The sequence below is a fragment of the Shewanella morhuae genome, assembly GCF_003028295.1.
Classification (GTDB): Bacteria; Pseudomonadota; Gammaproteobacteria; order Enterobacterales; family Shewanellaceae; genus Shewanella; species Shewanella morhuae.
Genome location: NZ_PYSG01000003.1, coordinates 468,453 through 489,984 on the forward strand (window position 1 = coordinate 468,453; position 21,532 = coordinate 489,984).

At 45.0% G+C, this 21,532-nt stretch carries 18 protein-coding genes and 1 riboswitch; of the genes, 7 read left to right on the forward strand and 11 right to left on the reverse strand.

Annotated features, from left to right (window positions below; all coding sequences use genetic code 11):
• Positions 1-34 precede the first annotated feature (34 nt).
• Both C9I43_RS16720 and C9I43_RS16725 read left to right on the forward strand, forming a co-directional pair.
• Positions 35-628, forward strand: a complete 594-nt coding sequence (locus tag C9I43_RS16720; RefSeq protein WP_076497383.1) for a YhgN family NAAT transporter — start codon at positions 35-37, stop codon at positions 626-628.
• Positions 629-961: 333 nt separating this feature from the next.
• Positions 962-3,520 carry an immune inhibitor A domain-containing protein gene (locus tag C9I43_RS16725; RefSeq protein ID WP_107884633.1) on the forward strand — a complete coding sequence of 853 codons (2,559 nt, stop codon included), beginning with the start codon at positions 962-964 and terminating at the stop codon, positions 3,518-3,520.
• A gap of 94 nt (positions 3,521-3,614) precedes the next feature.
• Here the strand turns inward: C9I43_RS16725 and C9I43_RS16730 are convergent, their stop codons facing one another.
• On the reverse strand, positions 3,615-4,178 hold the full coding sequence (locus C9I43_RS16730) for a chorismate--pyruvate lyase family protein (protein ID WP_076497381.1): 564 nt from the start codon (positions 4,176-4,178) through the stop codon (positions 3,615-3,617).
• Between the two features lie 115 nt (positions 4,179-4,293).
• Here C9I43_RS16730 and C9I43_RS16735 point away from each other — a divergent pair, with 115 nt between their 5' ends.
• On the forward strand, positions 4,294-4,725 hold the full coding sequence (locus C9I43_RS16735) for a flagellar basal body-associated protein FliL (RefSeq protein WP_076497380.1): 432 nt from the start codon (positions 4,294-4,296) through the stop codon (positions 4,723-4,725).
• Positions 4,726-4,797: 72 nt separating this feature from the next.
• Positions 4,798-5,889, forward strand: a complete 1,092-nt coding sequence (gene rlmF / locus C9I43_RS16740; RefSeq protein ID WP_107884635.1) for a 23S rRNA (adenine(1618)-N(6))-methyltransferase RlmF — start codon at positions 4,798-4,800, stop codon at positions 5,887-5,889.
• A 65-nt stretch (positions 5,890-5,954) separates the two neighbouring features.
• Here rlmF and C9I43_RS16745 read toward each other — a convergent pair whose 3' ends face one another.
• The 5 genes from C9I43_RS16745 to ribB form a co-directional block, all read right to left on the reverse strand.
• A complete protein-coding gene (locus C9I43_RS16745) occupies positions 5,955-6,209 on the reverse strand; it encodes a putative hemolysin (protein ID WP_107884637.1) in 255 nt (84 codons plus the stop codon).
• A 26-nt stretch (positions 6,210-6,235) separates the two neighbouring features.
• Positions 6,236-6,898: a Bax inhibitor-1 family protein gene (locus C9I43_RS16750; protein WP_107884639.1), complete on the reverse strand. Its 663-nt coding sequence runs from the start codon at positions 6,896-6,898 to the stop codon at positions 6,236-6,238.
• Positions 6,899-6,981: 83 nt separating this feature from the next.
• Positions 6,982-7,758 carry a molybdopterin-synthase adenylyltransferase MoeB gene (moeB, locus tag C9I43_RS16755; RefSeq protein WP_107884641.1) on the reverse strand — a complete coding sequence of 259 codons (777 nt, stop codon included), beginning with the start codon at positions 7,756-7,758 and terminating at the stop codon, positions 6,982-6,984.
• A 10-nt stretch (positions 7,759-7,768) separates the two neighbouring features.
• Positions 7,769-9,022 carry a molybdopterin molybdotransferase MoeA gene (gene moeA / locus C9I43_RS16760; RefSeq protein WP_107884642.1) on the reverse strand — a complete coding sequence of 418 codons (1,254 nt, stop codon included), beginning with the start codon at positions 9,020-9,022 and terminating at the stop codon, positions 7,769-7,771.
• A 368-nt stretch (positions 9,023-9,390) separates the two neighbouring features.
• The gene (gene ribB / locus C9I43_RS16765) at positions 9,391-10,044 is read right to left on the reverse strand and encodes a 3,4-dihydroxy-2-butanone-4-phosphate synthase (protein ID WP_076497375.1); all 654 of its coding nucleotides are present in this window, start codon (positions 10,042-10,044) and stop codon (positions 9,391-9,393) included.
• Positions 10,045-10,232: 188 nt separating this feature from the next.
• A riboswitch (FMN riboswitch) is annotated at positions 10,233-10,461 on the reverse strand.
• Positions 10,462-10,630: 169 nt separating this feature from the next.
• Between ribB and C9I43_RS16770 the strand changes: the two genes are divergently transcribed.
• Entirely contained in the window at positions 10,631-12,766 is a 2,136-nt protein-coding gene (locus tag C9I43_RS16770) for a S9 family peptidase (protein ID WP_107884644.1), read from the forward strand.
• A gap of 11 nt (positions 12,767-12,777) precedes the next feature.
• A complete protein-coding gene (locus tag C9I43_RS16775) occupies positions 12,778-13,239 on the forward strand; it encodes a GIY-YIG nuclease family protein (protein ID WP_107884655.1) in 462 nt (153 codons plus the stop codon).
• Between the two features lie 405 nt (positions 13,240-13,644).
• Here C9I43_RS16775 and C9I43_RS16780 read toward each other — a convergent pair whose 3' ends face one another.
• The 3 genes from C9I43_RS16780 to C9I43_RS16790 all read right to left on the reverse strand — a co-directional run bounded on the left by C9I43_RS16780 (position 13,645) and on the right by C9I43_RS16790 (position 17,060).
• Positions 13,645-14,832, reverse strand: a complete 1,188-nt coding sequence (locus tag C9I43_RS16780) for a reverse transcriptase domain-containing protein (protein ID WP_258192021.1) — start codon at positions 14,830-14,832, stop codon at positions 13,645-13,647.
• Complete coding sequence (locus C9I43_RS16785; RefSeq protein WP_181317924.1) at positions 14,810-15,580, reverse strand: SLATT domain-containing protein; 771 nt, start codon at positions 15,578-15,580, stop codon at positions 14,810-14,812. Before C9I43_RS16785 ends, C9I43_RS16780 begins: the two co-directional genes overlap by 23 nt.
• A gap of 652 nt (positions 15,581-16,232) precedes the next feature.
• Positions 16,233-17,060, reverse strand: a complete 828-nt coding sequence (locus C9I43_RS16790) for a DUF4097 family beta strand repeat-containing protein (protein WP_107884659.1) — start codon at positions 17,058-17,060, stop codon at positions 16,233-16,235.
• 285 nt (positions 17,061-17,345) lie between these two features.
• Here C9I43_RS16790 and C9I43_RS16795 point away from each other — a divergent pair, with 285 nt between their 5' ends.
• Positions 17,346-18,113, forward strand: a complete 768-nt coding sequence (locus C9I43_RS16795; RefSeq protein WP_107884661.1) for a class I SAM-dependent methyltransferase — start codon at positions 17,346-17,348, stop codon at positions 18,111-18,113.
• 25 nt (positions 18,114-18,138) lie between these two features.
• On the opposite strand, the gene C9I43_RS16800 is transcribed toward C9I43_RS16795, so the two are convergent.
• Both C9I43_RS16800 and C9I43_RS16805 read right to left on the reverse strand, forming a co-directional pair.
• Positions 18,139-20,184, reverse strand: a complete 2,046-nt coding sequence (locus tag C9I43_RS16800) for a M14 family metallopeptidase (protein ID WP_107884663.1) — start codon at positions 20,182-20,184, stop codon at positions 18,139-18,141.
• 133 nt (positions 20,185-20,317) lie between these two features.
• Positions 20,318-21,475 (reverse strand): FUSC family protein, encoded by a 1,158-nt coding sequence (locus C9I43_RS16805; RefSeq protein ID WP_107884665.1) that lies wholly within the window; start codon positions 21,473-21,475, stop codon positions 20,318-20,320.
• Positions 21,476-21,532: the final 57 nt, after the last annotated feature.

Here is a 21,532-nt window from a genome sequence, read left to right on the forward strand (position 1 = left end):
GCGATCTATGTTGGCTTGGATGTTGATAAGTTAAATGGATATATTTTCTGCTGCAGTAATGTTGTTTCTTATTATGGATCCCCTAGGTAATTTGCCGATTTTTGCATCGATTCTTCGGCATATCGATCCTAAAAAACGTCGTAAGGTATTGATCCGCGAATTGCTCTTTGCGTTAGTTATTATGCTGTCTTTTCTTTATGCGGGCGAAGCTATCTTAAGTTTCTTAAATCTCCGTTCTGAATCGGTCAGTATTGCGGGCGGGATTATTCTGTTTTTGATCGCGATTAAAATGATTTTCCCTCAGCCTGGCGGTGTGGTTGGTTTAGCCGCGGGAGAAGAGCCCTTTATCGTACCTATGGCGATTCCTTTGATGGCTGGCCCGTCGATTCTTGCTGCCTTGATTTTACTGGCGCATACCGATAGTTCGCGGATGGGTGATTGGACGATTGCGCTTGTTTCTGCTTGGGGCGCCAGTGCGGTAATTTTGATGTTCTATAAGCTTTTTACTCGAATACTGGGAGAGAAAGGTCTTACTGCGGTTGAGCGTTTAATGGGCATGGTATTGGTGATGATTTCGGTACAAATGTTCCTCGATGGTATTTCAAATTATATGAAAACAGCTATGTAAGCAGACCAAGTAAGCTGCCTAAAATCCCAGCGTAAAAACCGTATTCACCCAGTGAATGCGGTTTTTTTATGCCTCAGATACCGTCTAGAGTAAGGTTTATATTGAGAGTTTGCTGAATTAATGCTGACAAAATGGCAAATTCTGCGAATTAACCATTGTATCAAGTTGTTACATCTCTGTCGTGCTGCTAACGTCCACAACCCGTCTCTCAATTTGGGAGATGGATACCCTGAATAAATTGCCCCACGGGCAGAGTTATTTAAATACGAAGAGACATTCGCCTTATAAAAACACTCTCCAAGGCGGAGTTAGCAGTTACTTAAAGGATTAAAAATGCGAAGTACAAAAAGCGCTATAGCGTTTGGCCTCTTGTTGGCATTGATTAGTGGCGCGAGTATGGCGGCTTCAAATCATACCCCTGCAGATGCGGGTGTGATTAATAAAGATCGAATTTTATATTGGCTTATTAAACGGGGCGAAGTGACAACGGATGCCAGTGATAGCGTAAAGCAGGCAGCAATTGAGGCTTATATCTACCGCGCGACATTGGCTCAACCTAAAACCCCGCGCATTGAAGTTGAAGCTGAACATGCGCGCGTACAAAGAGCCCAATCATCGCACATGATGCGCTCACCAGCACAGCGCCTACAAGTTGATGCTGATGTAAAAAAAACCGTGAAAGTGTTGACCGTATTAATTGATTTTCCTAATTTAAAACATGATAACAATGGTTTAAAAGCCGATGATACCGCCATGTATTATCCCAGTTATCCACTATCGCATTATCAAAATTTACTCTTTTCGAAGACTGGATTTAACGGTCCACAGGGACAGAACCTCACATCAGGGTATCAATATTATCAAGCGGTTTCTGGGCAAACCTTTTCTTTTACAGGCGAGGTTAAGGGGTGGTATACCGCTAATCAGAATGCGGAATACTATGGCGCTAATGATCCTCAATCTGGTAGTGATGCACAGGTAAGTCAACTGGTTAAAGAGGCGGTGTCTCAGGCTGTCGCAAGTATGTCCATAGCAGAGTTAGCCAGTTATGATGTTGAAGATCCTTATGATATTAATAATAACGGTAACTATAACGAACCCGATGGCATCATCGACCACGTGATGATATTTCACTCCAGCATAGGTGAAGAAACCGGTGGCGGAGCATTAGGAACGAGCGCTATTTGGTCCCATCGCTATTTTGTCGACCAAGGCACGCAAGGTTATGCGCTACCTGGTACGGTGAAAAAAGTATTTGGTTACACCATTCAACCTATCGACGCAGCAACCGGGGTTTGTACCCACGAGTTTGGTCATGATCTCGGCCTGCCTGATGAATACGATACCAGTGATAATACGAGTAAAGATGGCTCACCAGTAGGCGCATGGTCATTGATGTCTGGTGGGAGTTGGACTGGTGACATTGCGGGTGCACAACCGAGTGGTTTTAGCCCTTATGCTCGCTCTTATCTGCAGGAAAGATATAAAGGTAAGTGGTTAAATGAGCGTGAAATTAGCTTGGATAGCATTCCTAAGTCAGGCATCAATATAACCTTGAATGAGGCGGTTAATCATCAGGCGGTAAACCAGATTTCTATTCCTCTTCCTCCTGCGCCAATTCCTTTTAAAATGCCATATCAGGGCAGTTACCAATACTATTCTGGCCAAGGCAATATGCTGAATAACAGCATGAGTTTTAATCTTGATTTACCTAAGGTAACCACGGAAAAACTTATTCTGAGTATGCAGGCCAGTTGGAGCATCGAGACCGACTATGACTATATGCAAGTTAACGTGAATGGTGTGGCGATTGAGGGTAATCACACTTTGTCCGATAACGCGATAAATAATGCGCGCCATATTATTACCGGTGAGTCGTCTGCCAACTCTCAGGCAGAAGGAAGCGATGCTTGGGTGGCTTTGGAATACGATTTAACCGCATTTGCTGGCAATGCAGTGACGATTGAAATCAACTATGTCACCGATGAGGCGACAACCCTAGCGGGGATAACGCTGGATAGCATCAGCATTAAACAAAATACCACTGAGTTATATAGCGATAATGCCGAAGTGGCGGATAAAGTGAAACTCAACGGTTATAGCCGTATTCAGGATTCTCGTCCAGGCGCCGCATCTCGCTATCTTATTCAGTTACGTAGTCATAATGGCGTTGATGTCGGCTTAAAATCAGTCGGTTTTGACCCCGGAGTATTGCTCTGGTTAGAAGATGTGGGTTATACCGACAACAACGTATCAGATCATGCTGGCCATAGTTTAATTGGCGTGATTGATGCCGACCAAAATATGCTTGGCGTAGGCTTGACGTCTACCGGTGAACAAATCCGTGACGCTGCCTTTAGCACTGTGAAACAAAGCTTTTATTTAGGTGATAATCATCTCGATGCAGTGAGTCTATTTGATGACAGCTTAGACTACAGCGCACCGCTGCAGCCGCAATCTGGTATGGTTTTACAACCGCTCGGATTAACGATGCAGGTATTGTCTCAGTCCCGTAATAACAGCACTGCGGTTATTCGTTTGGCGAATGCGAATGCCATTACACCATTAACGGTCAGTTTTACTAAACAAGTGACTCAATTAGCAGTGAATTTCACCAGTAATGTTGATGGTGGTATGGGGCAACTAACCTATGCATGGCGTTTTGGCGATGGCGCGACAAGCACTGCTGAGGCGCCAAACCATACTTATGCTGCGGCTGGCACTTATAACGTAGAGCTCACAGTAACTGATATGGCAAATACTCAGGTAACGAGCAATGCTACAGTCACGGTTGCAGCGGCAACTGAGGGTTCAGGCGGTGGTAGTTTAGCTTGGCTAAACCTTGCCATCCTCGGAGTATTTGCGTGGCGTCGTCAGTTAAAGTGGCGTTAAACTATTATTATTACTCAATAAAAATTTAGTATTACTCAATAAAAATGCCTCTGATAAGAGGCGTTTTTTATTGGCTCTCAAACCGTAAATCACATTACATCTTATTAATAGCTTGTTCGGCCGCGGGCAAAAAAAACTCACTGACGATCATTTCATGCTCACCGTGATGAAAGTAGCGGCGGCGTCCCCAAAGATCATGTTCGACAGTTTGCTGTAAACTTTCAGCTAAGTGGGCAAGGCGACTACAGGTTTCAAAGCTAGCGACTTCTATTCTACCGGGGATAAAGTTATCTTGGCTAAATAGCAATTCGCCTAAGGGGCGAGAGCCAAGGCTAAGAAAATCGCCTTGTCGTTCAGACATCAAACTTTCGGGGATCAAGGTTCTGGCAAATACCCAAGGCACAGTGTCGAGGCAGAGTAATACTTCGCGGATCCAGACTGAACCCTGTTGAGGATATTCACCGTTTAATGGCGCATAGTGCCCTTCACCTAAGACTTTGACCTCAAATTGAGTGCAGCAGGTTTTGAGCTTTTGCGTTAGGCTGCCAGTGGCGAGCAACCATTCTTTTAAGGGTGAAAGGGGGAGTTTGTTGGCGCTATCGGCACAAAACCACTGAATAGATTCACCATAAGGGAAGCTTAAGCTAGTCACATTCATTAAATACTCGTTACAATATAAGCAAACGTCGGCAGTTTAGCATGTCATGGCGCGAGCAGATAGATTGGGAAGTTTCTTCCATTACCATTATTGTTTTAGGGGGCCGTAAGTCACTATGAAAAAATTACTCTCAACCTGTCTGATTTTATTCACTGGTATTTTTAGTGTTTACGCCGCCGATGAGAAAGAAGTGGCGCCTGCAGATACCGCTGCCGCGACCGCACCTGAGTACGCTTATTATGCTTTTGATCCAGAAATCGTCACCAATTACATTTCAACCCGTAAAAAACTAGGGTTTGTTAAAATCAGTATTGAACTGATGGTTAAAAGCCCCGACGACCTCATTACTATTGAGCGACATGATCCGTTATTGCGCGCCGCCATTGTTGAAGTGTTAGGCAACCAATCGGAAGACAAAGTTAAATCGCTGATAGGACGTGAAGAGATTCGCCGTGAATGCTTCGACATCGTCAATAATTTGATCACTCAAGAGGCGGGTAAGCCATTGATAGTCAACTTACTGTTTACCTCTTATTTGTACGATTAATTTACTGCCCCACTTTAAGGGCTGATGCATGTCGGCCCACTGCATTACACCCACTGCGCTACAAGAGTGACTATGTCAAAACCTGCCGTAAAACCGACTGCTTCAGCACCGCTCAAAATAGCCGCTAGCCCAATAAATACCAAAACCAACCGGGCAAAGAAGGCTGGCGCCAAGGCAAAGGTGAGTAAGGCGCCAATTAAAAACCGCGCCAGTGCCGAAATCAAAAAAACTCTACATCCGCGTAATGCCCATTTGCACGGTTATGATTTTCCGGCGCTGATAAACGCCTTGCCTAAACTAAAAACCTTTGTTCGCCCCACCGCCTATGGCGCTTTATCAATAGATTTTGCCGACCATCAGGCGGTTAAAATGCTCAATACCGCCTTGCTTAAACACCACTATGGGATTGAATTTTGGGATATTCCTGCGGGAGCTTTATGTCCCCCCATTCCTGGCCGAGTCGATTATTTGCATTATGTAGCCGATCTCTTAGCCGAAGGCGATAAATCATGCGCGATGGATAACGTGCGTGTGTTAGATATTGGCACTGGTGCGAATGGTATTTATCCGATACTGGGTAGCCAAGTATACGGCTGGCAATTTGTCGCCACGGATATCAATGTTGATTCCCTTAGCAATGTGCAACGTATTATCGAGCTTAATCCGCCATTGCAGGGGCGTTTACACTTAAGGCTACAGTCGAATGAAAAGGCTGTTTTTAAGGGTATTATTCAAACCGAAGAACGTTTTGAGTTAACGCTGTGTAACCCACCCTTTCATGCCTCTATGGCAGAGGCCAATGAGGGGGCAAAACGTAAGGTGAACAATCTACAGCTTAATCGTCGTAGTGCGGTAAAGACTGCAACTACGTTAAATTTCGGTGGTCAAGCGGCAGAGCTTTGGTGCCAAGGCGGTGAACGGCAGTTCTTGGCGACGATGATCAGTGAAAGCCAAGCGTTTGCCGAACAATGCTTGTGGTTCACTAGCCTAGTATCGAAGAAGGAAAACTTAAAACCTTGCTATCAAGCTTTGGCGCAGCTAAAAGTGGACACAGTAAAGACTATCGAGATGCAGCAGGGTAATAAAATTACCCGAGTTTTAGCATGGAGTTTTCAGTCGGTGGATAAGCGCAAAATCTGGCGCAGTGAACGGTTGTCACGTTAAGCTTTTGATTTAAAATAAAAAAAGGCGCATAAGCGCCTGTTTTGCCATCAAATTAAAAATACTCTTTATTGTGGTTTCTCTGCCTTGTGATCGCGGAGAAATAACGCCCACTCTTCAATGGTTTCGCCATTGGGCAAGGTACAGATGCCATGTTCACCCTCAGCAGTCATCTCAATTATTAAGCTGCCATTGAGGGAGATGCAATACTCTGAAGCGGGATTGGCTATGCTCACTTTCGCAGCAGGTTGTTTGGCTTCACCACAACCCGCTAATGCCACACCCAATAGCAGGGTGGTCACAAACGTTAAACTGAACTTCATAAACAGCCTTTGACTCATTGTCTTGCTTACTTGCGGCCTAAAATTCGCAGGATCCGTAGAAATAAGTTGATGATATCCATATATAAAGCGGCTGCGCTATCGATAGCATTATCTATAGTTTTGGGGATTTGATTCGCCCGTCCCCAGTCGTAACCAATATAACCGCAAAAAATAAGCACCACTATCCAATCTAAAATGCCGTGATGAGTATTAAACACAAACACTTCAATCAGTTCGACAACAATAACGAGCAACAAGGCGATAGTCAGTGCGCCCACAATTTTCTGGAAAAATGCAGGGAAAAGCGTACCTAAACACATCATGGCAATAGTCACTAAGCCGGTAATACGAATGGCTTCAGTCACTAATTCAGGGTCGTATTGGCTAACCACCATATTGATAATCAAACCGAAGGGTACGACCACAAAGTTATAACCAATAAAACTGATGAGTGGATTACTCGATTTTTGAAACAGATAAATCCCCAGAAAACAGCAGGCAAAATAGCCGATAAAGAACACCCACGAATTAACGCTGGCAATCGCTTCTGGGTCGATATTGGTGACCATCCAATAGTTAACGGCAAATCCCCAAATCAGCGTAAGGCCAATCACGAGGTTATAAATACCCGCACCAACGAGAGTACCGTCAGTGGTTACGCGATCAAATACACTATTTTCAGAGTCCATAGGTTTCCTTGTCATTCCTTTATGTTAACTATTCGTTTAGTCTCTACAATGTCGCGTTAAGTTAAGGTAAATAAACTTGTTTATCAAGTATTAGCATCCTGTGTACTACAGACGCTACAACGGGTTTGTTTGGGTAATTTCATCTCGCGAAACTCCATCGTCATCGCATCGATCATCAAAATACGTCCCGCTAAGGTTTTACCCATGCCAGTGATCACTTTGATGGCTTCAATCGCTTGCAAGCAACCGATCATACCCACTACTGGTGCGAGAATGCCCGATTCGACACAACTGAGTTGTTGCTCACCAAATAAAGCGCTAAAGCAATGATAACAAGGCGTTTCGTTGTGGTAGTCAAATACGGTGATCATGCCTTCCATGCGAATAGCGGCGGCGGATACCAAAGGAATTTTGTGCTTAAAACAGCTGAGATTGAGCTGTTCGCGCACGCTGACATTATCGCTGCAGTCCAGTACCAAATGGTGCTCGGCAACGAGGGCATCAATCTCATGGTCATCTAACACGGCATCAATAGTTTTGATTTTGATATAGGGGTTCAGCTGACTAAGACTTTGCTTAGCCGATTCAACCTTCGGCTGACCGATATTGCCATCTTGATGCAGCACTTGGCGTTGTAGATTAGACAATTCGACCCGATCAAAATCCACTAAGGTCAGTTCGCCAATACCTGCAACGGTTAGGTACTGGCTGGCGGCGCAGCCTAAACCGCCTGCGCCTATCATCAACACTTTTGCTGTTTTTAAGCATTCTTGACCGTCGATATCCATGGCTTTAATGGATATCTGGCGGCTGTACCGCAATAGCTCGCTGTCGCTAAGAATATCTTCTGAAACATTCATCGAGATTTTCCTAGCACAGTACGCTGTTAAAGGGTTCAACCGTTACTTGAGTGCCTACCGCGGTATCACCTTGAAATTGCTCTAATAACACAAAGCAGTTTGCTAGGCTCATTGAGGTCAACATGCCTGAACCTTGGCTACCAGTAATGGTAACTTCGAGCTCACCTTGTGCATTGCGGCTTAAAATACCGCGTTGATACTCGACACGGCCTGGGCTTTTACGTATTGGCGTGCTGAGTGTGGCATTTAACATTAAAGGTGCGACAGGGGTTAAGCCCTGCATCTTTTGAAGTATTGGCCAAACAAGTTTATAAAACGTCACCATCGATGATACGGGGTTTCCTGGTAAACCACAGAACACCGCCTTATCTATTTTTCCCATGGCAAAGGGTTTACCCGGTTTAATCGCCAATTTCCAGAAGGTGATTTGGCCTTCTTCATCGAGAACTTGCTTAGTAAAATCGGCTTCGCCGACTGAAACGCCGCCTGAGGTTAATACCATATCTGCTTGGCTGGCAGCATGGCGAAATGCCTGCCGTATCGCTTCAGGATCGTCGGCGATGACGCCTAAATCTAACCATTCGACATTGGCACGCTTGAGTAAGCCTTGGATTGAATAGCGGTTTGAATCGTAAATTTGCCCCGGAGCTAATTCACTGCCAACGGGGCGCAGTTCATCACCGGTAGAGAAAAAAGCCACTTTAAGCTGACGGTATACACGTACTTGGCTAGCGCCAATGGTCGCAAGTACGCCCAGTTCAGCGGCGCCGATTTGAATGCCAGCATTGAGCACCTTAGTGCCTTGGGTCAGTTCTTCACCGCGACAACGTACATTAGCGCCCTGTGCTTTAGGGTGACGAATATGCACAATTTCACAGTCTACTTCGGCTTCTTCTTGCATTTGCACTGTGTCATAACCGACAGGTAATGGCGCGCCCGTCATGATCCGCACACAGGTATTAGGTTTAGCTTCGCCTTGAAAACCATGACCTGCAAATGAACTGCCGATGAGTCGCAATGAGGTCTGATTCGTTTGTGTATTTAAGTCGGCAAAGCGTAGGGCGTAACCGTCCATAGACGAATTGTCAAACGGCGGCAGATCGATGCAAGCCGCTAAATCTTCGGCAAGAACGCGGCCAAGAGCATAGGGAAGTAACACAACTTCAGTGTCTGACACTGGGCTCACTTGTTCGAGCAACAGGGGAATAGCTTGATCTGGGTGCATTAAGCTAGGTTGCGAACAAGGATCGGCTTTTACGGACATAGGGTCTACCTTATATGCAATGGGTCATGATGACGCGAAATGAATTTTTACCTGACCTTGGGGTGATACCCAAGTGACATCAACATACTGATGCCGAATTTTAAGGTTATTGCGTAACATTATGCCATGGTGATTAAGGATGGCTATGATCTGCATGCGAGTTTATGTGATATGCCAGCCAGTTTTTGCCCTTACTTTGACTCAGGGCTCGATTCTAATTTTTTAGTGCGACACATTTTGCAGTAGCAAAAATGATGGAATGAACGTGTGTACGCTGCCTTTTTCGCTAAAACAAAAAGGACGTTTGCCGCAGCTAAACGTCCTTTTTTGTTAGTTAACATCCTCAAGCGAGGATGCTGTCATCTCACTTAACCTACATTCGCCAGTAACGACTTACGATAAACCACGATATCTTCAATCGTTAACACGGGCATATTGTGCAGTGCACCAAAGGCAATAATTTCAGGCAAGCGCGCCATAGTGCCATCGGGATTAGTGACTTCACACAATACCCCAGCGGGTTTTAAGCCAGCGAGTTGCACTAAATCAATAGTGCCTTCGGTGTGGCCGCGGCGGGTTAACACGCCGCCCGGTTGGGCGCGAAGTGGATACACATGGCCAGGGCGAGCGAGATCGCTTGGTTTAGCGTTGTCGCTAATTGCCGCTTTAATGGTAGTGACGCGATCAGCGGCTGAAACCCCTGTTGTTACACCAACAGTTGCTTCGATACTGACCGTAAATGCGGTGCCGTATTGGCTTGAGTTGTGCTCGACCATCGCTGGCAGTTCGAGGGCTTTGATTTTTTCATCGGGTAAACATAGGCAAACAATACCGCTACATTCACGAATGAGCATGGCCATTTGAGCGTTAGTGAGAGTCTCGGCTGCGAAAATTAAATCGCCTTCGTTTTCTCTATCTTCGTCATCGACCACTAACACACCTTGGCCTTGACGCAGGGCATTAAGACCCGCTTCAACGCGTTCGATAGCAGTACCAAAAGGAGCAAGTAAAGACTGATTCATGGTTAATATCCTTAAATAAACGACATTGGAATATCCAGAATCAGGGCGTGCAGAAATACAACGTAATCTAACCCTGTGGTTCGATTTTGTTGTAGCAATAACATTCACTTTTGAGTGACATTATTACAAAACATGAGGCTAACACTGCGATACACAAGCGCGTTGCACTGAGATACCACAATGTTGTCTTACATTCTCTTCCATCCGGACTCAGCACTGTCGCCATTAAAGCAAACAGTCCATTACCGTCGGCTCTGGAATCGTCAGGTTTGCACTTGGCAAAGCCTAAATCACCAGATCTGCTGACCCCGAAAATATATTCGGGCGCTCGCGGGCTTTGATGACGTTAAGTAGAATAATTACTTACCGTTACCATTTACCGCCGGTGGGGAGTTTCACCCCGCCCTGAGAATTTGCTTTTGAGCCATTAACACTCAAAAACGCGGTTATGTTGCCCTTATTTACCCCGAATGGCAACTTCTCGCGCGCAATGTTTGCGCTAGTGCACACCTGACTACTATCATACTGAAAATGTTTAGCCTTTGAGTTATTCGAAGGTTGGTATCAACGTCACAAGGACGTATAAATGCGATCTCTGCTGCTAACTTTAGGTATTGCCATGCTGTTATCCGGTTGTTCGACCTCAAAAGGGCAAGTACCCGCCCCAATTGCTGAAAAAATTCCCCATGTGATGACTTTGCATGGCGTTACCCGCACCGATGATTACTATTGGCTGCGCGATGATGAGCGCAAAGATCCTAAGGTGATTGCCTATCTCGAAGCTGAGAATCGCTACACAGCAGCTTATTTCAAACCCTTAAAGCCGCTGCAAGACCGTTTATTTACAGAGTTAACCGAGCGTTTAGTCGCCGATGAGTCGAGCGTGCCGTACCAATGGCACCAGCATAGTTATTACAGTCGTTACCAAGAGGGCGGCGAATATCCGCTGATCAGCCGTAAGGGTAGTGATGGCGTTGAGCAAGTGATGCTTGATGTGAACGAGCGAGCTAAGGGCCATGAGTTTTATGGTTTAGGCGGCGCGAGTGTCAGCCCTGATGAAACTATGTTGGCCTTTGGCGAAGATGTATTAAGCCGCCGCGTATATAACATCTATTTTAAAGATTTAGCCTCCGGTGACATGATTGTCGATGTGCTCGAAAACACCGAAGGTCGAGTGGTATGGGCGAACGATAATAGGCATGTATTTTATATCGCTAAAGATCTTAAAACCTTACTGGGCTACCAAGTGTATCGCCACGAGTTGGGCACTAAGCAATCGAGCGATGTTTTAGTGTATGAAGAACAAGACGATTCTTTTTATATCTCGCTGGGTAAAACCTTAGATGAATCGCAAATTGTGCTGTTTCAAGAAAACACCACAACCAGCGAAGTCTCTGTGCTTGATGCCAAGGATCCACTAGGTTTATTTAAGCCAGTATTAGCGCGGGAAGAAGGCCATGAGTACAGCGTGTCTAAGCTGGGCGATAGCTATTACATTCTTACCAACTGGCAGGCGACTAACTTCCGTTTGATGAAAGTCGCCATTAAAGATGCGGCAGACAAATCTAAGTGGCAAGAAGTGGTTGCGCACAACCCCAATGCCCGTATCGAAGACGAGTTAGTGCTCAAGGATTATCTGATTATTCAGACCCGTGAAAATGGCCTGAGCCGGATTAAAGTGATGCCGTTCAATGGTCAAAAGCCCTTTGAGCTGAGTTTTGATGAACCAGCCTATGTGATGGGTTTAGATGTTAACGCCCAGCAAGACAGCAATAAGTTACGAATTTTCTACTCTAGCCTGACAACGCCAGAAGCCGTATACGAATATTCGCTGATTAATCCAGATAGACGGGATTTATTGAAGCAAGACCAAGTATTAGGTGGTTTTGATGCTAACCAATATCGTTCTGAGCGGGTGTTTATTACCGCCCGTGATGGCGTAAAGGTGCCTGTGTCTTTGGTGTATCGTAAAGATAAATTCAAGAAAGATGGCACTAACCCTCTGTATCAATACGGTTATGGATCTTACGGTTACACAGTTGAGCCTGATTTTTCTTCATCCGTTATCAGCCTGCTCGATCGCGGTTTTGTATATGCCATCGCTCATGTGCGCGGCTCAGAAATGCTCGGTCGCCCTTGGTATGACGACGGTAAACTGTTGAATAAGCAAAACACCTTCAATGATTTTATCGACGTGACTACGGCGTTAACCGCACAAGGTTATGGCGATAAAAACAAGGTTGTCGCCTCTGGTGGCAGCGCGGGTGGTTTGCTAATGGGCGCAATTGCTAACCAAGCGCCAGATAAATATTTTGCTATCGCCGCTCATGTGCCGTTTGTAGATGTGGTTACCACTATGCTCGATGAGTCGATTCCGCTAACAACTAACGAGTACGACGAGTGGGGCAACCCGAACGAGAAAACCTATTTCGATTACATGTTGAGTTACTCGCCCTACGACAATGTCACTGAGCAAGAATACCCCCATATGTTAGTGACGACAGGTTTGCATGACTCACAAGTGCAGTATTTTGAACCCGCCAAGTGGGTCGCTAAGCTGCGCGATATTAAAAATAAATGGTACAAGAGCGACGATAAAGTCTTGTTACTTAACGTGGATATGGAAGCCGGCCACGGCGGTAAGAGTGGTCGTTATCGCCAATACCAAGATACAGCCCAAGAATATGCGTTCTTCTTGAGTCTGTTAGGTATGGCGAAGTAGGTCATTCGCAAGTGACTGAATCAGCCGTCAGTTTAGGTAATACTGACAAAGAAGTTTTACAGCGACATGAGTCACTGGTGGCAGATACTCTTGCCCCAGTGACTAGCGTTGTGGCTACCAAAGATGGCGTGACTAAAGAAGCGCTGAATCCCGCACCATTAAATTCTGCACCTCTGAAGCCTACACCCATAAAGTCAGCATCCCTCTGGTATTTATATTTAGTCCGCTGCGCCAACGGGCATTTATACACAGGTGTCACCACTGATGTAGCAAGGCGCTTTAGTGAGCATCAATCGGGTGGCATCAAATCCGCTAAGTATCTGCGCGGTAAAGGTCCATTAACGCTGATGTATCAAGAAATGGTTGGCTGTCAGGGCGATGCACTGCGGCGTGAGATAGCAGTTAAAAAGCTAAGCCGTAGTCAAAAGCTGGCGTTGATTGAGTCTGGATGTGAGTTACCTTTGCTCTGCTAGAATTGCATCACGGGTTACGTTGATCTTTTAGTTATTCAGCGACAGTAGGAATGATTAAGCACTGTCATTCCAGTGACTCGCCGTAAATATGTCCCTATAGGCTCGACGGCGGCATCCATGCCGCCAACGGTCACTTCCATGACAGTGCTTAATCTAGTTAACCACAGAGTATCCTGTTAGCCTGTACATGTTCCAATTCTGTCGTTACGTTGCAAAATTTAACAGCGAGTGTCTCGATAAACACTATCTTTAAGACCTAAAGTCTTTAATATCTTCAAGTAAATCCTTTGTTTGTTTTTTAATTCGTCTTCTAAAATGATAGTCAATCTGGGAATCGGTAAGTGTCTTTCCTTCTACATCTTTTGGGAAATATCTATTGAGCAGAGTTAATTTCTGATGGCGTTGTTATTGATCAAAATTTGGTATGTAATTTGTTTGGAAACGATTATGTGTTAACTCCTTAAATGCTCGCGAGAATCGTTTAGGTACACCAGAAATTTTGAACCTTTTGATAAGCTTATCTACATAGTGGTCTAGTTCATGTAGTAGAGTTTCATCATTAATCATTGAAAAGAAAAACAACCAGCCTTTACTTTTTTTCTCAAATACACAACCGGTAATACGCATATCTAAACGCCATAAAAGAAATTCTTCATTGCTGTATTTTGAATATTTACTAGCGGTGAATATGGCGGCAAGTGAGTCTTTGAGTCGATCAATAGTGCCTTGTCTAGCAGTCACTAGTTCACCTTTGAAATAATAACCTAGATAGCTAAAGGGATATCCTATTTTCTCGATCACTGATTTTTCAGAATCTGGATCTGGTTTATGAACAATTAAACCAATTTTCTTGAATCTCTTTATGATGTCTCTGGCTAACTCTTGCGCATTATTGAAGTCACATAATATTAAAACATCATCAACATAGCGAAAATAGCTAATTCCTTTATACTGTTTTAGAGCACGATCAATGTTAGCCATATAAATGGCTGCCAATATGTTTGATACTGCTAATCCTTGGGGAACGCCTTTAGTTTCTAGAACATCATTTTTAAATGATTTAACGACAGTTGAAGACGAAATAGCTGATTGGATTAATTCTAGAATATGTTCATTCTCACCATGAATCCGCTTGCGTAAACGAGAATCGAGTTCGGTATGAAGTATTGATGGATAAAACTGAGTTACATCAAGTTTAATAAAACCATTAAAAACCTTATTATCAAGATCACTTTTTACTTTAGCTATCACATCTTGTGGAAGTACAAAGTTTACTGAATCATTGTAGCGTTCTGATAAAAAATCATTTAGGGCACGAAGAGCAATCCGATCTCTTACTGTGGGGATAGATATCTCTCTAGGAGCCTGGCCTTTTCCTTTAGTAACTAACTTCAACTTATATTTGCTAAACCTATATGTACCAGCAAGAGATTTTCGAGACAATATTTCTAATTGTTCTTCTAGCTGTTTAATAAATGCTGTGGGGTCCAGATTATCTATTCCAGTGGCCCCTGAAAGAGCAACGTTCTCTTTGAAAATGCGCGCCAAATTTTCAATTGAAAAGTGCTTCTCAAACTGATGCCTGACATTCATTGAAGCTCCATAAAATAAAGAATATAGCTATTGGCAGGATATACATAACCAAGAGAATGGCTGCTTGTTTAAAGGTGTCTTTACAAAAAACAAACCAGTGAAAATATGTTGGGCATTTTGTCATCTCAGGTTTCAAGCCTGTCTTTTCATCAGATTCTCCGTGAGCAGAGAGATGTTCTATACAAAGCGCTTTTACCATATCAGAATCAGTATGATTTTCACAAAGGCCCAATAATTTTTCATACTCTTCACGAACACTCTTCCAACTTTCTCCGCTAGAATTTGAGGAGTCTTCCAAAAGCTTTGCTTTATGCTGAATTCCTTTAAGTGCCTCATAGCATTCTTTTATTTGTGAGGAACGTTCTTTAAATGATCTACCAGTTAGGAACCCTGACATGGTAAGTGATAAAACTGAATAGATTACCCAAGCGACGTTAGCATATTCACTGTTTGTATTAAACTTTAAATAATATATGGATACCGCAACCCCAAAAAATGCATACCATAACATTATCAACTGAGACTGATATGCATTTGAAAGCAATCTTTTCTCTGTTTGGATTTTAGCTTTCCTAGTCCACCAAATATCGTTAGATAGCGCCATTAATTCCTTCTTATTATTGATGTCCTGTGCGTTGATTTTAGTAATGATAAGTGAACACCCGTTATATACGGGCAAGGCTTTTACACCTAAGAGCAAAAGCTCTTCATAATTAGTATCACTCTGAATTAAATACAGAGTGGCCAAAAATATTGGCACGCACAGGACGCTAGCGATTCTATCACCATTATTACTTCGAGAAAATAAAACTAACGGTTAAAAATTGGACTTCCAACCTTAATCGGTAATTATGGAACTGGCATAACTCTTTTGGGATGAACAGCCAGTACCTAGGGATCAGCAAAAAGTCAGGCCCAGCATTACTCGGTTATCAATGGTTACACCAAATCAAGCATTGTTGCGCCAGTGACCTTCTAAAACATGGATGTTTTAGTAGAGCCTACAGGGACGTATTTACGGCGAGTCACTGGTGTAACAGTGCGAAAGCCTGCGGCAGGCAATTAGGGAATACGATAGCCAAAAGCCATGTTGCCGCTGATTAGCCCCTCGAACCATTACCGAAGCTACTGGGTTACCGAGTGAGTTTACCGAGACACACATTGTCAAACTTTGCTTCGAAAAGACAAATAGGTAAAACGTTACCAACGACTGTCATGAATTGAGGCAGAGAAAGTCTCAGGCGATGAAAAAAATGCCGCTACCAGGGAGTCGCGGCAAAATTGCAATAACTGCAAAGGGTGGGTAGAAGACTGACATCTTGGCTGGGAACCGTTGCAACATCAGTCTCTACGCCGGGAAGTGGGTAAAACCTTTGGGTGTAGGGTGGTAAAGCAGCGCGTTATTTCATGCTTACTGGGCCGTCGATTTTGTTAAATTTCACATCGCCAGAGCCTGCTGCAAGAATCGTTAATCCCTTAGTGTTAAACACATTAATGTCGCCTGAGCCATCGGTGATAGTCACAGCACTTTGCACATTGGCGACTTCGATGTCGCCTGAACCATCATCGATAGTGATATTGCCGCTAACATCAGTCACCTTGATTGCGCCAGAGCCATCTTTAATGGTTAGGTTGCCGTTGTGTTGTCTGACTTCAATATCGCCAGAGCCGTCGTCGATCGTGAGGTTGCCATTGATTTGGCTGACCTCAATATCACCTGAACCATCTTCTATGCTGACATTGTTACCGCCGTTGATGGTGAGTTCGCCTGAACCGTCTTTGACATTGATGTCTGCTGTCATCTTGCTGATCAAAATGGCGCCTGAGCCGTCATCGATATCCAGTGCTAAATTCGCAGGTACTCGCAGTTTTAGATCGATATAGGGCGAGTCATGATTAAAACCGCTTTGCTCAAAATCAGCTTTGAGCTTGGCTTTATTGGCCTTTTTCTCAAGGGTGAGAATGACTTTGCTGTCCTTATTGCTATAGATATCGGCGACGAGTTTAATTTGGGTTAGGCCTTCGACGCCGATAATTTCAAGACTACCAGCGCCCGTCTCGGCAATTAGGCTTTGTAAGTCTTGGCTATCAAGTGTGAGTTCGCGTTGCTGCTGGTCTAAATCGGACATGCCAGCGGCGTTGACATTAATAATGCCGCCAGTAAGCGATACCCCTACGGTAAACAGCAATATAAAAGCGAGGGTGAACATAAATGGACGTAGTGACATGTTAGCTTCCTTGTTTATCTGGCACTCATTTTTCGTGTGAGTGCTGAGTCGTCTTGCGATAGACAAGATATTGCACAGCCCATGCCAATTTTAAGTTTCATTTATAATCAATTGTTTAAGCTGAAAGTGTCCGCGCTTGGTTGTGCGGACATGTCCGCCGAATGAGGGATTTACTCACAGATTAGTGAAATTGCTCATTTATTAAGTTAGCTTGAGCCTCATAGGTCTGGCTGGGCAAACATACAGACAATACAAAAAATACAAAAAACATAAGAAGGGATGCAGATGGATTATTTAACGACGAACAAGACGGCTTGGGATGCGCGCACTCGGGTACATTTAACTTCGGATTTTTACGATGTGGCGGGCTTCCTGCGTGGAAATACTTCATTACGGGAAATAGAGCTGAGCGAGCTGGATGTGGCAGGAAAAAGTTTGCTGCATCTGCAATGCCATTTTGGCTTAGATACCCTGTCGTGGGCGCGCATGGGCGCTAAAGTACTGGGCGTTGATTTGTCTGAGGTGGCGATTGATGAAGCACAAAAGCTGGCGCAGCAGACACAATTGTCCGCCGAGTTTATCTGTAGCGATGTTTACAGTGTGGCGAGCAAGATTGAGCCGCAAGATATTGTGTTTACGTCCTATGGTGCCATTGTGTGGCTGCCGGATTTAACCCTGTGGGCGCAGACGGTTGCTGCTTGTTTAAAGCCCGGCGGACAGTTTTACATGGCCGAGTTTCATCCGGTGCAGCAGTTGTTCGATGGTTACAGCTATTTTAATCGGGGTGAGCCAGACATAGAGCTGGAAGGCACTTATACCGAAAATGCCGGTGATGACCAGCAAACCTTAATGTGTTGGTCACACAGTCTATCTGAAGTGATCAATGCGTTATTGCAGGCGGGCTTAGTGTTGGAGTTCTTCCACGAATTTGATTTCAGCCCGTACAACTGTTTCGAAGGGCTCGAAGCCCAAGCCGATGGTCGTTATGTGTTAACACACCAAGGGCAGAATGTGCCCTTGGTGTATAGCATCAGTGCCCGTAAGCCCGCGTAATCCTAGCCGTTTGTGATGGCGAGGATTAACGACTACGGTAAACCGGATACTTAAGGTATTGGTTATCGTAGTAAGGGCTGCGTTCATAGAACCAGCGCAGGCGCGCTTCGGGATCGGCGGCAAATTCGGCGTTGGTCAGTGCTTTATCGAACTGTGCCTGTAACTTAGGATCCTCTTTTAGCATCTTGGCCGCTAGTGGCTCTACGGCATAATCTTCAATGTATTCAGTGTTGGTGAAGATAGGATTAAAGAAACCCCATTGCAACAGAGAATCTGGCGATTGCGGCTCAAGCAGCAAGATTGCCAGATCGCCCAGCGGTTGCTCTGTGCTGATTTTAACCGTGCCCACGGGCAGAGTGGTGCTGACTTTCGTCAATTCAGACTCGGCTTTAACCGTTTGGCGCCCCTCAAGATCCTGAGTATTAAACACTGGGTTACTGAGCTTATATTGCTGTAATTTAAGCTCTGTCGGTTTAGTCAGGCGCGTCATGCGAATGCCATGTACGTTAAGGCGATCAATCACTTGCGTCCACTGCGCCGGAATATAGTAAGCACTCGGGCGAGTGACTTTAATATCGGGCACAGTTTCAGCCATCACAGGTAAGTTCGGGTACAGCTTAGGTTGACCGTTCCAGCGCACTACCTCTGTGCCACTGATTGGGCTAGTTTCAAGGGCATAATCGATGCCTTTAAAGTCCCAGCCTGTTGCTAATGGCGCCGATTTCCACGTTAGGGTAATGAGCGGCGAGGCGCGGTATTTATCCTCTTGAATTGCACTTTTGAGCTTAGTTGCCTGTTCCCCTACGGTTTTAAGGGTTTGCTCAAGCATCACATAGGTGCCGAGCACCCTTTGTTTAAAGGGTTTTAAGCTGTGGTTCTCAATCAAAATAGTCGGTAAATGGCGCGCATCACCATAACCGTTGGAGAAGCGTGGGCTAGGATTCCACAGCGACATACCTTTAGTGATATCGGTATTATCTACGGCAAAAATCAGCGGGCCGGGAATATGGCCTTGCTCGGTTAATGCCGCTTCAACCGCGGGTCTGTAACTGTTTTCGAGCCAGCGGAAACTGGCAGGGCTTAACCCTTGGGCAAGGTTATAACCAAAGGTGACATCGTATTGGTAATCGATGCCGTCGGTGACATGCACGTCGATATACAAGTCTGGCTGCCACACATTAATGGCACGCAGCATGTGCTGCATTTCTAAGGTGTCGGCCTTGGCATAATCGCGGTTCAGGTTGAGATTATTTGCAGTAGTGCGCCAGCCCATATTCACTGGGCCACGTTGATTCACTCGATTAAATTCGCTGCTGCGCTCATGGGCATCAACACTAAACATAGGCACAAACAATAGGTTGGCTTTATCGAGTAAACCACTTTTATCGCCTTTGATGATGTCGCGCAATAGCATCATGCTGGCATCTTTACCGTCGATTTCTCCGGCATGAATACCCGCCTGTACTAAAACCGTTGGTTTAGTGTTTTGCTTGAGGCGAGCTGATTCATTAATGCCTTCGCTACTGGCGATATACATCCACATATCGCGCCCTTGTGGGCTTTTACCTAGACTAACCTTTTGTAACTTATTGGTTTCTAGTGCGAGTTTATCAAGCCAAGCGATAGTGGCATCGTAGCTTGGGCTCTCAAGGCCGCGACTTTGCTCGAAGGGCGTTGCCCACTCGTTGTCGACACTGAGTATCAGTGATTCACTGGCGCCATGCCAAGTGATACTGGGCGGTAAAATGGCATCGTTAACAAAAGTATTGGCTCGCTCAGGAGTGGCCGCTGGCTGAGCTTCTGCAGTGACAACTACGGGCTCGGTTATTACATCGGCCGCAGGCGCAGTGATTGTCGTATTCTCAGCGGAGTTTACGACTTGTGGCACAACAACAGGAGTATCAACTAGCGTTTTTTCAGGGGCAGTTGTGTGAGGAGTCGCGACTGCAGTCGCCTGTACCTGAGTTGTTTGAGCTAAGGTTTTTGCATCGTTGGCAAAGGTATTACCAACGGAGAGACTACCAGTGGAGATGCAGGCAATCGCGATAACGGAGAGGGGAAATACGCGCATAAAAAGAGTCCATCTATCGAGTTTTTATTAGGACGGTATCTTTTCATTAAACGCCCCGCTAACGCAAGGGCGGTCAAGGGTTTATCTGACTTTTAGGGCATAGATTTAACCCATAAGCTAACGGTCGAATAACTTAATCTGTTTGGTCTGGCTTTATCTCAGCTGCTGGTGGTTTATGGTAGGCAATGTCGATAACGGCAATGTCATCATAAAGTGCTTCAACGGCAATCGCCAGTTGGTAAATAAGCCAGCTATATCCCGTAAGTGCAAAGCCCTGCTGGGCATCATAACTGTGTAGCGAAGTTGCACTGGTGGCTAGGCTCGACTCGGAGGATGAAACTAACGCGAGTTGTAATCTGTGTTGTAATTGTGACTCTAAATTTTCAGGTAAATGGGGGCGCTGCGGTGTTTTTCCGCCAGTAAATGCGGCCAGTTTTTGCAGATAAAGTGCGAGTTCAGCGGCAATGCTATTGATTTGGTTGTAGGCATCTTTATCTTTTTCCTGCCAGCGGGTTAAGGGCAAGAGTTCAAGTAGGGTGATTAAGCGCACTTGTTTATTCACTAACTGCGACAGTAATATTTTATGTTTTTTGAGTGTTTGGCTTTCCCACTCCAAAGAGAAAAATAACTTCTTTTGAGTGAGTACGGCCTTCATTGCGGTTTCAAGTTCAGTGCGAAAATCAAGATTATGATTTGCGGGCGCTTGAAGGTGTTGCGTTAATACATTGGCCATATTCCCAATAGTATTAGTTAGTTGTGAACGCCAATCCTGCTTAGCCTTAATCGGGAAAATAAACAGTGATACTAAAATAGCAATCACGCAACCGGAGAGAATATTCGCTGTTCGCCACAGCGCCTCAGAGGTACCGTGATTGGCATCGCCGACCACTATGATGATGGTAAATCCTGCCACTAAATAGGCGTAGCTATAACGTCCGGCCGAGATAAAGCAAATCAAACTAACGGCCAAAATAAGCAGGCTCATGATCAACCAATAACTGTCGATGGTCGCCACCAACATTATTCCATAAATCGAGCCTAAACAGGTGCCGACCGCCCGTTGCAATGATTTTTCAATCGCGCCGCCCACCTGCGGCAAACTCATCATAATGACCACAATGGTTACCATGCTCCAAATAAAGTGTGGCGGCGCCCAAATAGCATTGATGGTGACAGCAATCAGCAGAGCCAAGCCCAGCTTTAAAGCATGGACCGCGCGAAAATGACGGTAGATAAAGTCGGCAAAGGGTGTTGCTGGTGCAAAGGGTGTAGCAGGGGCAAATACAGACATAGGGCAGGATTCCTTTTACACGTTAACTTAATGTTATTATCGCAGAAAAATCCTATG

Excerpts from the sequence above, each read along its gene's own strand:
- C9I43_RS16735 (WP_076497380.1), top strand. The coding sequence starts at position 4,294 with ATGAAAAAATTACTCTCAACCTGTCTGATTTTATTCACTGGTATTTTT.
- rlmF (WP_107884635.1), top strand. The coding sequence starts at position 4,798 with ATGTCAAAACCTGCCGTAAAACCGACTGCTTCAGCACCGCTCAAAATA.
- C9I43_RS16720 (WP_076497383.1), top strand. The coding sequence starts at position 35 with ATGGATATATTTTCTGCTGCAGTAATGTTGTTTCTTATTATGGATCCC.
- C9I43_RS16750 (WP_107884639.1), bottom strand. The coding sequence starts at position 6,898 with ATGGACTCTGAAAATAGTGTATTTGATCGCGTAACCACTGACGGTACT.
- moeA (WP_107884642.1), bottom strand. The coding sequence starts at position 9,022 with ATGTCCGTAAAAGCCGATCCTTGTTCGCAACCTAGCTTAATGCACCCA.
- C9I43_RS16795 (WP_107884661.1), top strand. The coding sequence starts at position 17,346 with ATGGATTATTTAACGACGAACAAGACGGCTTGGGATGCGCGCACTCGG.
- ribB (WP_076497375.1), bottom strand. The coding sequence starts at position 10,044 with ATGAATCAGTCTTTACTTGCTCCTTTTGGTACTGCTATCGAACGCGTT.
- C9I43_RS16745 (WP_107884637.1), bottom strand. The coding sequence starts at position 6,209 with ATGAAGTTCAGTTTAACGTTTGTGACCACCCTGCTATTGGGTGTGGCA.
- C9I43_RS16770 (WP_107884644.1), top strand. The coding sequence starts at position 10,631 with ATGCGATCTCTGCTGCTAACTTTAGGTATTGCCATGCTGTTATCCGGT.
- moeB (WP_107884641.1), bottom strand. The coding sequence starts at position 7,758 with ATGAATGTTTCAGAAGATATTCTTAGCGACAGCGAGCTATTGCGGTAC.
- C9I43_RS16730 (WP_076497381.1), bottom strand. The coding sequence starts at position 4,178 with ATGAATGTGACTAGCTTAAGCTTCCCTTATGGTGAATCTATTCAGTGG.
- C9I43_RS16725 (WP_107884633.1), top strand. The coding sequence starts at position 962 with ATGCGAAGTACAAAAAGCGCTATAGCGTTTGGCCTCTTGTTGGCATTG.
- C9I43_RS16780 (WP_258192021.1), bottom strand. The coding sequence starts at position 14,832 with ATGAATGTCAGGCATCAGTTTGAGAAGCACTTTTCAATTGAAAATTTG.
- C9I43_RS16805 (WP_107884665.1), bottom strand. The coding sequence starts at position 21,475 with ATGTCTGTATTTGCCCCTGCTACACCCTTTGCACCAGCAACACCCTTT.
- C9I43_RS16790 (WP_107884659.1), bottom strand. The coding sequence starts at position 17,060 with ATGTCACTACGTCCATTTATGTTCACCCTCGCTTTTATATTGCTGTTT.
- C9I43_RS16800 (WP_107884663.1), bottom strand. The coding sequence starts at position 20,184 with ATGCGCGTATTTCCCCTCTCCGTTATCGCGATTGCCTGCATCTCCACT.